The 13,276-nt window shown below is 75.3% G+C and carries 10 protein-coding genes and 2 tRNA genes; 4 read left to right on the top strand and 8 right to left on the bottom strand.

The genetic code is table 11. The features are described 5' to 3' along the window. The 3 genes from valS (at nucleotide 1) to EDC03_RS02395 (ending at nucleotide 5,291) form a co-directional block, all read left to right on the top strand. Nucleotides 1-2,622, top strand: coding sequence for a valine--tRNA ligase (gene valS, locus EDC03_RS02385; protein ID WP_123378550.1), 2,622 nt, complete (start codon nucleotides 1-3; stop codon nucleotides 2,620-2,622). Nucleotides 2,623-2,741: 119 nt separating this feature from the next. Then, nucleotides 2,742-4,325, top strand: a complete 1,584-nt coding sequence (locus tag EDC03_RS02390; RefSeq protein ID WP_123378551.1) for a sensor domain-containing diguanylate cyclase — start codon at nucleotides 2,742-2,744, stop codon at nucleotides 4,323-4,325. 63 nt (nucleotides 4,326-4,388) lie between these two features. Further along, nucleotides 4,389-5,291 (top strand): DUF559 domain-containing protein, encoded by a 903-nt coding sequence (locus EDC03_RS02395; RefSeq protein ID WP_148057987.1) that lies wholly within the window; start codon nucleotides 4,389-4,391, stop codon nucleotides 5,289-5,291. Nucleotides 5,292-5,652: 361 nt separating this feature from the next. On the opposite strand, the gene clpX is transcribed toward EDC03_RS02395, so the two are convergent. The 5 genes from clpX to EDC03_RS02420 form a co-directional block, all read right to left on the bottom strand. Next, entirely contained in the window at nucleotides 5,653-6,939 is a 1,287-nt protein-coding gene (gene clpX / locus EDC03_RS02400; RefSeq protein WP_123378553.1) for an ATP-dependent Clp protease ATP-binding subunit ClpX, read from the bottom strand. A 180-nt stretch (nucleotides 6,940-7,119) separates the two neighbouring features. Continuing rightward, nucleotides 7,120-7,803 (bottom strand): ATP-dependent Clp protease proteolytic subunit, encoded by a 684-nt coding sequence (locus EDC03_RS02405; protein WP_199719859.1) that lies wholly within the window; start codon nucleotides 7,801-7,803, stop codon nucleotides 7,120-7,122. An 11-nt stretch (nucleotides 7,804-7,814) separates the two neighbouring features. Further along, complete coding sequence (locus tag EDC03_RS02410) at nucleotides 7,815-8,411, bottom strand: ATP-dependent Clp protease proteolytic subunit (RefSeq protein ID WP_123378792.1); 597 nt, start codon at nucleotides 8,409-8,411, stop codon at nucleotides 7,815-7,817. A gap of 406 nt (nucleotides 8,412-8,817) precedes the next feature. Then, a complete protein-coding gene (gene tig, locus EDC03_RS02415; RefSeq protein ID WP_158674171.1) occupies nucleotides 8,818-10,173 on the bottom strand; it encodes a trigger factor in 1,356 nt (451 codons plus the stop codon). Nucleotides 10,174-10,336: 163 nt separating this feature from the next. After that, nucleotides 10,337-10,410, bottom strand: a tRNA-Pro gene (locus tag EDC03_RS02420). Nucleotides 10,411-10,555: 145 nt separating this feature from the next. On the opposite strand from EDC03_RS02420, the gene EDC03_RS02425 reads away from it, so the two are divergent. Further along, nucleotides 10,556-10,629 (top strand) — tRNA-Gly (locus tag EDC03_RS02425). Nucleotides 10,630-10,641: 12 nt separating this feature from the next. On the opposite strand, the gene EDC03_RS02430 is transcribed toward EDC03_RS02425, so the two are convergent. From EDC03_RS02430 to EDC03_RS02440, 3 genes are all read right to left on the bottom strand, one after another. Then, complete coding sequence (locus EDC03_RS02430) at nucleotides 10,642-11,055, bottom strand: SRPBCC family protein (protein ID WP_241966984.1); 414 nt, start codon at nucleotides 11,053-11,055, stop codon at nucleotides 10,642-10,644. Then, nucleotides 11,052-12,260 (bottom strand): PP2C family protein-serine/threonine phosphatase, encoded by a 1,209-nt coding sequence (locus EDC03_RS02435; protein ID WP_148057988.1) that lies wholly within the window; start codon nucleotides 12,258-12,260, stop codon nucleotides 11,052-11,054. The genes EDC03_RS02430 and EDC03_RS02435 overlap by 4 nt, the downstream gene beginning before the upstream one ends. 104 nt (nucleotides 12,261-12,364) lie before the next feature. Next, the gene (locus tag EDC03_RS02440; protein ID WP_123378556.1) at nucleotides 12,365-13,276 is read right to left on the bottom strand and encodes an Fpg/Nei family DNA glycosylase; all 912 of its coding nucleotides are present in this window, start codon (nucleotides 13,274-13,276) and stop codon (nucleotides 12,365-12,367) included.

The following is a 13,276-nucleotide window of genomic DNA, read 5'->3' on the forward strand; positions in this document are numbered from 1 at the left end:
ATGTCCGACGCACGCACGCCGCAGGTCCCCGACAAGCCCACCCTCGACGGCGTCGAGGACCGCTGGGCGCAGGTGTGGGAGGAGCGGGGCACCTACCGCTTCGACCGTTCGGGCGACCCGGTCCGCGAGGACGTCTACTCGATCGACACCCCGCCGCCGACGGCGTCCGGCTCGCTCCACGTCGGCCACGTCTTCTCCTACACGCACACCGACCTCGTGGCGCGCTACCAGCGCATGCGCGGCAAGCGGGTCTTCTACCCGATCGGCTGGGACGACAACGGCCTGCCGACCGAGCGCCGGGTCCAGAACTACTTCGGCGTCCGCTGCGACCCGTCGCTCCCCCACGACCCCGACTTCGTCCCGCCGCTGCGCGGCGCCGAGGGCAAGAGCGTCAAGGCGGCGGACCAGGTGCCCGTCGGGCGGCGCACCTTCACCGAGCTGTGCGTCGAGCTGACGCAGGAGGACGAGAAGGCCTTCGAGGCGCTCTTCCGCCGCCTCGGCCTGTCCGTCGACTGGTCGCACCAGTACCAGACCATCGACGCGCGCTCCCGCGCCGTCTCCCAGCAGGCCTTCCTGGCCGAGCTCGAGCAGGGCCTCGCCTACCAGGCGCAGGCGCCGGGCCTGTGGGACGTCACCTTCCAGACCGCCGTCGCGCAGGCCGAGCTCGAGGCCCGCGACTACCCGGGCGCCTACCACCGCGTCTCCTTCGCCCGCACGGACGGCGAGGGCGCCGTCGAGATCGAGACGACGCGCCCCGAGCTCGTCCCCGCCGTCGTCGCGCTCATCGCGCACCCCGACGACGAGCGCTACCAGCCGCTCTTCGGCACGACGGTCCGGTCGCCGCTCTTCGGCGTGGAGATTCCCGTCCTCGCCCACCCCGCGGCCGAGCCCGACAAGGGCGCCGGCATCGCGATGTGCTGCACGTTCGGCGACCTCACCGACGTCACCTGGTGGCGCGACCTCGACCTGCCCACCCGCCCGGTCGTCGGGCGCGACGGCCGGCTCGTCCGCGAGACGCCGTCGTGGCTCGAGGGCGACGCCGCCCGCGAGGTCTACGGCCGCCTCGCCGGCAAGACCTCCTTCTCCGCGCGCGAGGCCGTCGTCGCCGCGCTGCGCGAGAGCGGCGAGCTCGTCGGCGAGCCCGTGGCCACGCAGCGCAAGGCCAACTTCTTCGAGAAGGGCGACAAGCCCCTCGAGATCGTCACGAGCCGCCAGTGGTACGTCCGCAACGGCGGCCGCGACGACGCCCTGCGGCAGCGCCTCCTCGACCGCGGCGCCGAGCTCGACTTCCACCCGGCCTTCATGCGGGCCCGCTACGAGAACTGGGTCGGCGGCCTCACGGGCGACTGGCTCGTCAGCCGCCAGCGCTCCTACGGCGTGCCGATCCCGGTCTGGTACCCGGTGGGCGACGACGGCGAGCCCCGCTACGACGCGCCGCTCGCCCCCGCCGTGGCGGACCTCCCCGTCGACCCGTCGAGCGACGTCCCGGCGGGCTACTCCGCGGACCAGCGCGGCGTGCCCGGCGGCTTCGTCGGCGAGCCCGACGTCATGGACACGTGGGCGACGTCGTCGCTGAGCCCGCAGGTCGCCGGCGGCTGGGGCGAGCACGGGGGCGACGCCGACCTGTGGGCGCGCGTCGCGCCGTACGACCTGCGCCCGCAGGGCCAGGACATCATCCGCACCTGGCTCTTCTCGACGGTCGTCCGCGCCGAGCACCAGACCGGCGCGCTGCCGTGGCGCAACGCCGCCATCAGCGGCTGGATCCTCGACCCGGACCGCAAGAAGATGAGCAAGTCGAAGGGCAACGTCGTCACGCCGCTCGACCTCCTCGAGCAGCACGGCAGCGACGCCGTCCGCTACTGGGCCGCCTCGGCGCGGCTCGGCACGGACGCCACCTTCGACGTCGCGCAGATGAAGGTCGGCCGCCGCCTGGCGATCAAGGTGCTCAACGCCAGCAAGTTCGTGCTCGGCTTCGGCTCGGCGCCGGCCGAGGACGTCACGCTGCCGCTGGACCGGGCGCTGCTCGCCGGGCTGGCCGACGTCGTCGACGAAGCCACCGCGGCCTTCGACGCCTACGACCACCAGCGCGCGCTGGCAGTCACCGAGACCTTCTTCTGGCGCTTCTGCGACGACTACCTCGAGCTGGTCAAGGACCGTGCGTACGCGGGCGGCGCCGAGGACGCCGACGCGGGAGCCCGCTCGGCCCGCGCCGCGCTGTCGACGGCGCTCGACGTCCTGCTGCGGCTGCTCGCCCCGGCGCTGCCCTTCGCGACGGAGGAGGTCTGGTCGTGGTCGCACGCCGACGGCTCCTCCGTCCACGCGGCGGCGTGGCCGACGGCGGCACCCCTCCGGGGGCTCGCCGCCGACGCCGACCCGCGCGTCCTGCCGCTGCTCGGTGCCGCCCTCGCGGGCGTCCGCAAGGCGAAGTCGCAGGCCAAGGTGTCGCAGCGCACCGACGTCCTGCGGGCCGTCGTCACGGCGCCGGCGGCCGACGTCGCCCTGGTGCGCCCGGCGGTCGACGACCTGCGGGGCGCCGGCCGCGTCGCCGACCTCGTCCTCGTGGAGGGCGGCGACGTCCTCGGCGTCGACGAGGTCGAGCTGGCCGAGACCCCCGCCGGCTAGGCCGGGGTCGGCGCCCGCCGCCGACGCGATGGGCCGTTCGGTGGACGTCCGTGGGAGGGCGACCGGCCGCGCGGGTGAGCGCTCCTCCGGTCGGTGCCCGGGGCGCCGATGAGCACCCCGTGGGCATCCCGACGCAGCGGCGTCTCCCGGACGCCCCCGTCGGCGACCGACGGGGGCGCCGTCCGGCGTGGCCGTGGCTGCTCGCGGCCCTGCCGGTCGTCCTCGTCCTGCTCGGCGAGCCCGTCCGCCGGGTCCTCGGCCTCCCGCCCGTCGTCGCGACCGCCGTCGGCGACCTGACCCAGTGCGCGGTCGCCGTCACGGCGACGGTCGTGTGCACCCTGCGCGCCCGGGCCGGCCACCGGCGCCGCGAGGCCGGGACGCCCGGCTGGGCCCTGCTGTCGGTGGCCCTGGCGGGCTTCGCCGGCGGGCAGTCCGTGTGGGCCTACCACCAGGTGGTGCTGGGCGACGCGGGCCCGTCCTTCTCCCTCGCCGAGGTCGGCTTCCTGCTCTACGCCGTGCTGGCGCCCCTCGCGCTCCTGCTGCTCGCCCGCGGCAGCACGCACGCGGGCAGCTGGGTGCGCACGATGCTCGACGGCGTCGTCGTGGCCGGCGCCCTCGCCGTCGTGAGCTGGCTGCTCGTGCTGCAGGCCCTCGTCGCGCAGGCGGAGTCCTTCGCCGCGCTGGCGCTGGCGGCGGCCTACCCGATCTCCGACGCCGTCGCCCTCACCGTGGCCATCACCCTCGTCGCCCGCACCCGCCTCACGGCCCCCGTCGCGGCTCTGGCCGTCGGGGCCGCCCTCATGGCCGTCGCCGACTCGACGTACGTGTACGTCGGTGCGACCGGGGCCTACGACCCGGGGGGCCTGCTCGACGCCACGTGGACCGCCGCCCTCGTCGCGGTCACCGCGGCGTGCCTCCTCCGTCCGGGCCGCGCCGTCACCGAGCGGCGCCTGCGCGGCGGGCTCCTCCTCCAGCTCCTCCCCTACCTGCCGCTGGCCCTGGCCCTCGCCGTCGTCGCGGGCGTCGCCGCCGGTGGTGAGGTGAGCGCCGGCGCCGTCGTCGCGCTCGGCGGCCTCGGCGGCCTCGTCCTCGTGCGGCAGTGGCTCGTCGTCGTCGACAACGCCCGCCTCACGCAGCAGCTCCGCGCGCAGGCGTCGGCGCTCGCGACGCTCGCCTACACCGACCCCCTCACCGGGCTCGCCAACCGCGCCGCCTTCACCGAGGCGCTCGAGCGGACGACGGCGTCCCGCACCCCGCTCGTGGCCGCCTTCTGCGACCTCGACCGCTTCAAGGCGGTCAACGACGTCTGCGGGCACGCCGTCGGCGACGCCCTCCTCGTGGCGGTCGCGGCGCGGCTGCGGGAGGTGGTGCGCGCGGACGACGTCGTCGCCCGCCTCGGCGGGGACGAGTTCGCCGTCCTCGCGGTGACCGCCGACGCCGAGGACGAGGCCGCCTGCGCGGCGGCCCTCCGCTCCCGCCTCGTGACGGCGCTGTCCGTCCCCTTCGACCTCCCGGCGGACGTGACGACGTCGACCACCGTCGACGCCCGCCGCGACGCCGTCCTCCAGGCCGTCTCCGCCAGCGTGGGCGTCGTCGCCTCCGCCGAGGTGCCGGGCGGCGACGCCGACGCCCTCCTCCAGGAGGCCGACCGCCGCATGTACACGCAGAAGCGCGGCCGCCGCGCGGCGGTGGCCGCCGGCTGAGGTCGGCTCCGTCCGTCCACAGGGCAGCCGACGCGGTGCCACCCGGTGCGCCACGCTCCCGCCGTGAGCGGGGAGGCGGCGGACGCCGCGGTTCAGCACGGGGGCGCGGTGACGCGGCAACAGCTCGGGGCGGTCGGCCGGGGTCGGCTGGCCCGCGACCTGGCCGCCGGGCGGGTACGCCGCGCCCTGCCGTCCACCTTCGTCGCGCCCGGCAGGGTGGACGAGAACACCCGGCTACGAGCGGCACTGGCCTGGGCGGGCGACGGGGCGGCGCTCAGCCACGGCACCGCACTCGCGCTCTGGGGGCTGCCGGTGCCCGAGGACGCGGTGGTCGACGTCCTCGTGGACCACCGGGTCCGTCGCTCGGCCGACGTCGGCGACAGGGTGCGGCTGAACCGGTCGCGACGCCCGGCCGTCCCCGTCCGTCGGGCAGGCCTGCCCGTCGTGGGCCTCGAGCGCGCCGTCGTCCAGGCGTGGACCTGCTTGGACGACGAGGACCGACGTGCTGCGGTGCTGACGGCCCTCCGGGAACGACGGACGACGGCCGGTCGTCTGCGTGACGAGGTGCTGCTCCACCCCCGCCTGGCCGGACGGGCGCAGCTGCTCGCCCTCCTCGACCTCGTCGCGGGTGGCTGCGAGAGCGAGCTCGAGATCTGGGGGCACCGGCGCGTGTTCACCGGCTCTGCCTTCCAGGGGTGGCGGTGGCAGGTACCGGTCCGCCTCGACGGCCGGACCGTGCGGCTCGACCTGTACGACGAGGAGGCCCGCCTGGCCGTCGAGCTGGACGGACGGCGATGGCACGGCGGCGTCGCCGACCGCGAACGGGACGTGCGGCGCGACGCCGGGCTCGCCGAGCAGGGCATCCAGACGGTGCGCCTCACCTCGCTCCGCCTGCGCACCGACCCCGACGGCTGCCGTCGACAGGTGCTGCGGATCAGTGCGGCGAGGCGTGCCGGCGGTCCGTGAGGCCGACACGGGAACGCCGTGCACGGCCGAGGCCCGACCGAGGGACGCGGTGCTCGACGACGAGGCTCGCAGCCGTGCACCGTGCACCCCGGACGGCGCTCTACCGTGCCTCACGCTCCCCGGATGCGACCGGGGAACGTCCGGCACGCGGGAGCGCCGACCGGGGAGCGTCGAGCACGGCTCTACGGGTTCGAGCCGTGCACCACGCTCCCCAGACCGTGGGTGACCGTGCGGCACGCTCCCCAGAGTGGGTCGGTCCCCGCCGGGAGGTGCGGGCACGAGGCGCAGGCGTTACCTGGGGCGCGCCCGACGGGTCGTGCTGCTCGAGATGACCGGTACGGACGGGGGTGATCCCGGTCGGTCAGGCGCTCTTCTCGCGCCGTTCCCGCTTGCGCGGGGCGCTCGTGCCGGCGGCGCGGGGGACGAGCGTCGGCAGCACGTTCTCCAGCACGACCTCGCGGGTGATGACGACGCGGGCGACGTCCTCGCGGGAGGGGATGTCGAACATGACCGGCATCAGCACCTCCTCCATGATGGCGCGGAGGCCACGGGCGCCGGTGCCGCGGAGGATGGCCTGCTCGGCGACGGCGCGCGTGGCGTCCGGCGTCAGCTCGAGCTCGACGCCGTCGATCTCGAACATCCGCTGGTACTGGCGCACGAGCGCGTTGCGCGGCTCGGTGAGGATCCGGACGAGAGCGTCGGCGTCGAGCTTCGCGACCGTCGTGATGACGGGGAGGCGACCGATGAACTCGGGGATGAGGCCGAACTTCGTGAGGTCCTCGGGCATGACCTGCCCGTAGACGTCGACGTCGTCGTTCTTCGTGTGCAGCTGGGCGCCGAAGCCGACGCCGCCCTTGCCGACGCGCGCCGAGATGATCTCCTCGAGGCCGGCGAAGGCGCCGCCCACGACGAAGAGCACGTTGGACGTGTCGATCTGGATGAACTCCTGGTGCGGGTGCTTGCGCCCGCCCTGCGGCGGCACCGACGCCGTCGTGCCCTCGAGGATCTTCAGCAGCGCCTGCTGCACGCCCTCGCCGGACACGTCGCGGGTGATCGACGGGTTCTCGCTCTTGCGGGCGATCTTGTCGACCTCGTCGATGTAGATGATCCCCTGCTCGGCCTTCTTGACGTCGTAGTCGGCGGCCTGGATGAGCTTGAGGAGGATGTTCTCGACGTCCTCGCCGACGTAGCCCGCCTCGGTGAGGGCCGTGGCGTCGGCGATGGCGAACGGCACGTTGAGCATCCGCGCGAGGGTCTGCGCGAGGTACGTCTTGCCGGTGCCGGTGGGGCCGATGAGGAGGATGTTCGACTTCGCCAGCTCGACCGTCTCGTCACGGGGGCCGGCGGCGGGCGTGGCCTGCACGCGCTTGTAGTGGTTGTAGACCGCCACGGCGAGGGCCCGCTTGGCGGCGTCCTGCCCGACGATGAACTCCTCGAGGAACGAGTAGATCTCGCGCGGCTTGGGCAGCTCGCCCAGGCCCATCTCGCTGGCCTCGGCCAGCTCCTCCTCGATGATCTCGTTGCAGAGGTCGATGCACTCGTCGCAGATGTAGACGCCGGGCCCGGCGATGAGCTTCTTGACCTGCTTCTGGCTCTTCCCGCAGAAGGAGCACTTCAGCAGGTCGCCGCCGTCCCCGATGCGCGCCACGGTCCGGCTCCTCCCTGCTCGGTCCCGGCGGGCGCCGGGCACGGGTCCATCACACACCACCCGGCACCGTGGCGCGTGCCGACACCGCCGGTCGGGGTGGCGCCGTCGGGCCCCGCGCGGGTGCGCGGGGCCCGACGGCGGGCCGTCCGCGGCCCCGGCGTCGCCGGGGCCGCGGACGGGTCAGGCCGAGACCTGCAGCCGGCCCTTGCGGCTGGGCAGGATCTGGTCGACGAGGCCGTACTCGAGCGCCTGGTCGGCCGTGAGGATCTTGTCCCGCTCGATGTCGAGCCGGACCTGGTCCACGGTGCGGTTGCTGTGCTTGGCCGTCGTCTCCTCGAGCCAGTTCCGCATCCGCAGCGCCTCGGCCGCGTGGATCTCGATGTCCGAGGCCTGCGCGTAGTCGCCGCTGGACAGCGACGGCTGGTGGATGAGCACGCGGGCGTTGGGGAGCGCGAGGCGCTTGCCCGGGGCCCCCGCCGCGAGCAGCACCGCCGCCGCCGACGCCGCCTGCCCGAGGCAGACGGTCATGATGTCCGGCTTGACGTACTGCATCGTGTCGTAGATCGCCGTGAGCGCCGTGAAGGAGCCGCCGGGCGAGTTGATGTACATCGTGATGTCGCGGTCCGGGTCCATCGACTCGAGGACGAGGATCTGGGCCATCACGTCGTCGGCGGACGCGTCGTCCACCTGCACCCCGAGGAAGATGACGCGGTCCTCGAAGAGCTTGTTGTAGGGGTCCTGCCGCTTGAAGCCGTAGGCCGTGCGCTCCTCGAACTGCGGGAGGATGTAGCGGCTGCCCGGCATCTGCGGGGCGCGGCCGCCGGCCGCACGGGCCATGGCTCCGTGGTCGACGAAGTCGGTCATCGGGTGGCTCCTCAGCTCGTGCCGCCGCCGCCGCGGACGTCCGCGGCGTGGGCCTCGACGTGGTCGATGAAGCCGTACTCGAGCGCCTCCGCGGCCGTGAACCAGCGGTCCCGGTCGTTGTCGAGGCTGATCTGCTCGACCGTCTTCCCGGTCTGCTCCGCGGTGATCTCGCTGAGCGTCCGCTTCATGTTGTTGATGAGCTCCGCCTGGATGCGGATGTCGCTCACCGTGCCGCCGAAGCCGCCCGACGGCTGGTGCATCATGATCCGCGCGTGCGGGGTCGCGTACCGCTTGCCCTTCGCGCCCGAGGAGAGCAGGAACTGCCCCATCGAGGCCGCGAGGCCCATGCCGTACGTGGCGACGTCGGGCTTGACGAACTGCATGGTGTCGTAGATCGCCATGCCCGCCGTCACCGAGCCGCCCGGCGAGTTGATGTAGAGGTGGATGTCCTTGTCGGGGTCCTCCGCCGCCAGCAGCAGCATCTGCGCGCAGATGGCGTTGGCGTTGTCGTCCCGGACCTCCGAGCCCAGCCAGATGATGCGCTCGCGCAGCAGCCGCTGGTAGATGTGCTCGTCGAGGCCGACGCTCCCGCCGGGTCCCCGGCCGATGCCGGGACCGGTGCCGTGGCCCGTCCCGCCTGGTGTGCTCACCACGCTGTTCGCTCCGTCCTCGCCGTGGGCGGGTGCACCGGTCGGCGCCCCGCCGTGGTCGCTTGCGTCCTGCACCAGCCCGCCCGCCGGCCCGGCGGGGGCCGCGTGGTGGGCCCGCGGGCCCGGTGCGGCAGCCGCCCGACGGCGCTGCGAGGAGGTCTGGCACCGACCCTAACCCCCTGCCCCCGGCGCCCGTTCCGGCGCCGGAGGGGTGTTCGCCGTGGGCGCACCCGGGCCGCGGACGGCACCCGGACGGCCCCGCCGCGGCCGCCGTCGCCCGGCGGGCCGGGTCCGGGGACGACGACGCCCCGGCCTCCGCGCGGGAGGTCCGGGGCGTCGTCGTGCCGCGTCGGCGGCGGGGTGCTCAGGCCTTGGGGGCCTCGGCGTCGGTCGTGGCGTCGTCGGCGGGCGCCTCGGCGGTCGTGCCCTCGGCGTCGTCGGCGGCCGGCTCCTCGCCGCCCTCCTCCTCGGAGAGGTCCACCGTGTTGCCGGACGCGTCGGTGATCGTCGCGCCCTCGAGGACGACGGCGAGCGCCTTGCGGCGGGCGACCTCGGAGACCATGGCCGGGACCTGGCCGGCCTCCTGGATGGCCTGGGCGAAGGCGCTCGGGTCCATGCCGGCCTGCGGGGCGGCCTGGACGAGGTACTCGACGAGCTCCTCCTGGGAGACCTGCACGCCCTCCTTCTCCACGACGGCGTCGAGGAGGAGCTGGGTGCGCAGCGCCTGGCGGGTCTCCTCGGTCACCTCGGTGCGGTGCGTGTCGTCCTCGAGCCGGCCCTCGCTCTCGAGGTGACGGTGCACCTCCTGCTCGACGAGGCCCTCGGGGACGGGCACCTCGACGGTCTCGCGGAGGACCTCGAGGACCTTGTCGCGCGCCTGCACGCCCTGCTCGAGGACGGCGGCCTGGCGGGCCTGCTCGCGCAGGTCGGCCATGAGCTCGTCGACGGTGTCGTGCTGCGAGGCCATCGAGACGAAGTCGTCGTCGACCTCGGGCAGCTGGCGCTCCTTGACCGAGCGGACGGTGACCGTGACGGTCGCGTCCTGCCCGGCGCGGTCCCCGCCGGCGAGCGGCGCGGTGAAGGTGGCCTGCTCGTCGACCGAGAGGCCGGTGACGGCCTCGTCGGTGCCGTCGAGCATCGTGCCGGAGCCGACCTGGTAGCTGACGCCCTCGGCGGTGTCGATCTCCTCGCCGTCGATCTCGGCGCGGATGTCGACGGAGAGCAGGTCGCCGTCGGCCACGGGGCGGTCGACGGGCGCGAGGGTGCCGAAGCGCGCGCGGAGCGCGTCGAGGCGGGTGGTGACGGCCTCGTCGGAGAGCGCGAGGTCGTCGACGGAGACCTCGATCGACGCGTAGTCGGGGAGGTCGATCGTCGGGCGGACGTCCACCTCGGCCGTGAAGACGAGCTGGCCGCTGCCGTCGACGGGCACCTCGGTGACGTCGACCGTGGGCTGGCCGAGGACGCGGAGCTCCTGCTCGCGGGCGGCGCGGCCGTAGTACTCGGGCAGCGCCTCGTTGACGGCCTCCTGGAGGACGGCGGCGCGGCCGACGCGCTGGTCGACGATGCGCGGCGGCACCTTGCCGCGGCGGAAGCCCGGGACCGTGACCTGCTGGCCGATGGTCCGGTACGCCTTGTCGAGGCTCGGCTTCAGCTCCTCGAGGGTGACCTCGACGGACAGCTTGACCCGGGTGGGCGTGAGGGTCTCGACGGCGCTCTTCACTGCGCGGGCTCCTGGTGCGGTTCGACGTGCGCCCCTTGCTCCCGCCGGCAGGCGGGGCTCCTCGCCTCGGACGGCGGGACGGGCACGGGCCGCACCACGATAGCCGGGCGGGACGCCGTGCCCCCACCCGCGGGCCCGCAGCAGGGGCGGGGCGGCAGAGCGGTCGGGGTACCCGGATTCGAACCGGGGGCCTTCCGCTCCCAAAGCGGACGCGCTACCAGGCTGCGCCACACCCCGTGGCGCGGAGGACCGGCCCCCGTGCCGTCGTGCCCGACGTCCGCGCGCGACGTCGCGGCGAGCCTAGTGCCGCAGGCGGACGGGCGGCGGGGACCGCGGGCGGAGGTCGCTAGGCTGCACCCCGCACGGCCTCGTCGCCGTCGCTGCGGGTGTAGCTCAATGGTAGAGCCCCAGTCTTCCAAACTGGCTACGCGGGTTCGATTCCCGTCACCCGCTCCACGCCGTGGACGCTCACGGCCGCACGAGGCCACGCAGCGCCACCCAGGCCGCCGGGGCGTACGCCGTCACCACCGGCGCCGGCCCGGTCAGCGCCAGCGTCGTCCGCGCTCCCCCGGCCCGGCCGGGCAGGACCGCGTGGTCCAGCCGCATCCGCACCCCCGGCACGCGGGGCCGCGCGAGCGTCACCTCCCACGCCCACGTCCGCGTCGCCTCGTCGACGTCGAGGACCACGACGTCGAGGCGCAGCCCGCCGACGCCGTGGACGACGCCGCGGGCGCCGGTCGTCAGCCGGTCCGGCAGCTCGACGCCCGTGATCTGCGGCGACCAGGTCGGCCAGAGCGCGGGCCGCGCGTACCGCTCCCACGCGAGGTCCGGCGTCGCCCCGCCCCGGGCGGCGACGCGCAGGGTGAGGGCCGTGGCGCTCACGCCCCGGCGGTGGCGCCGGGCGCCACGTGCCGTCCCTCGACGCCGGCGCGCCAGAGGACGACGACGGAGCGGTCGTCGTCCTCGGCAGCCACGGCGTCGACGAGACGACGGGCGCTGCCGCGCAGGCCGGGCCCCTGCGTGAGCTCCGACGCGGCCCGCGACAGCATGTCGATGCCGGTGGCCAGGTCCCGGCCCGGCGCCTCGACGACGCCGTCGGTGTAGAGCAGGAGCGCGTCGCCGGGCTCGAGGACCCCGCGCGAGGAGGGGAAGGCCACGTCGGGGAGGAGCCCCAGGGCCGGCCCGCCGTCCTCCTCGGAGACCGACCAGCGGTCCGACCCGAGCCCCGCGCGGTGGCGCAGGAGCGGCGGGTGGCCGGCGCTCGAGGCCTCGAAGGCGCCGGTGCGGAGGTCGAGCGTGACGTGGACGGCCGTGGCGAAGCCCTCGGTCCACCCCTGCTCGAGGAGGTAGTCGTTGGCGGCCGGCAGCAGCTGCGCGCTCGGCACGGCGCCGACCAGCCCGCCGTAGGCGCCCGACAGCAGGAGGGCGCGGGTGCCGGCGGCGGTGCCCTTGCCGGAGACGTCGACGAGGAGCACGTCGAGGCGCTCCTCCCCCACCTTCCGGGCGAGGACGAAGTCCCCGGCGAACCCGTCGCCGTACGCGGAGCGGATGGCGTGCTCGAGGTGCCACGGCTCGGGCAGCCCCGTCACCCGGCTCTGCGCCCGGAGGCGGTCGCGGAGCTCGACGAGCATCGACTCGCCCTGGGCCCCGTGGACGCCGAGGCGCTCGCGGCTGCGGGCGATGAGCACGACGACGCCCGCGACGGCCGCGAGCACGAGGAGGGCGGCGGGCGAGATCGACGCGGCGTCCTCGGCGTTGCGGCGGGGCACCACGTAGGCGAGGGCCGTCGCGACGAGGAAGAGCAGCATCGTCAGCTGGCGCAGGCGCAGGAAGTAGCCGCCCAGCACGATGACGACGGCCAGCGCCGAGGCGGGCGTGAGCGTGGGGACGGCCTGGGCGGCGACGACCCACACGAGGACCATCGCCGTCGCGACGCCGAGCCGGAAGGTCTGCGACGGCAGCAACCTCAGCTGCAGGAGCCACGTCAGCCGGCGGCGGCGCTCGTCGATCCACCCGCCCGCGGCAGAGGGGACCCAGGTGGGGGCTGCTGCCCGGGCACCGGTGCCCGGCCGGCTGTCCGTCGGCACGGCGCGAGGGTAACCCGGCGCCGGGGCCGCCCGCGGGCGCCCCGACCGGTCCGTCCGGCGCGTCGTCGTCGCGCACCGCCGGTGACCGACGGTGATCTGCCGCGTCAGCCCGTGAGCAGGGGCAGCCGAGACGTGGCCGCGGTCCGGGTCCGCCGCGAGGCGGCGGGGGGCGCGGGCGGGAGGGTGCCCACCTCGGGCAGGCCGGCCTGGCACACGGGGCACCAGTAGAGGTTCCGCGCCACCATCTCGGCCGTGAGCACCGGTGTGCCGCACCACCGGCAGGGCTGCCCGGTCCGCTTGTAGACGTAGTGGGCGTCCTCGCGGCGGACCCGGCCGCGCCGGTGCCCCTCGGGACGGTCGGCGGGCGCCGTCGTGACGATGGAGCCGCGCCGCACCCCGTCGTGGAGGAGGACGACGAGGTCGTCCCACATCGTCAGCGCCCGCTCGTGGCCGACGTCCACACCGCGGGCGTAGGGATCGGTCCGGGCACGGAAGAGGGCCTCGGCGCGGTAGACGTTGCCGACGCCCGCGACGACCGCCTGGTCCATGAGGAGCGCCCCCACGGCCACCCGGCTGCGCGCGACCCGCTCGGCGAAGACCCCGCCGTCGCCGTCCCGGCGCAGCGGGTCGGGCCCGAGGCGCGCGCGGACGGCCTCCTTCTCGGCGGTCGTGACGACCTCGCAGGCGGTGGGGCCGCGGAGGTCGGCCCAGACCCCCTCGCCGTCGGCACCGGGCCCCTGCAGCCGCAGGCGGATCGCGCCCCGCGGCTCGGGCGGCTCCCCCGTGCCGAAGACCCACTTGCCGTAGAGGCCCAGGTGGACGCGGACCCAGCGGCCCCCGGCGAAGCCGAGGAACATCTGCTTGCCGTGGGCCTCGGCGCGCCGCAGGACGGTGCCGTCGACCAGCGCGGCGCCCTCGGCGAAGCGGCCCTGCGGGCTGCCCGCGCGGAGCTCCTGCCCGGCGAGGTCGCGCACGAAGACGTCGGCGAGCCGCCGGATGCTGTGGCCCTCGGGCAC

Source organism: Pseudokineococcus lusitanus (assembly GCF_003751265.1).
GTDB lineage: Bacteria > Actinomycetota > Actinomycetes > Actinomycetales > Quadrisphaeraceae > Pseudokineococcus > Pseudokineococcus lusitanus.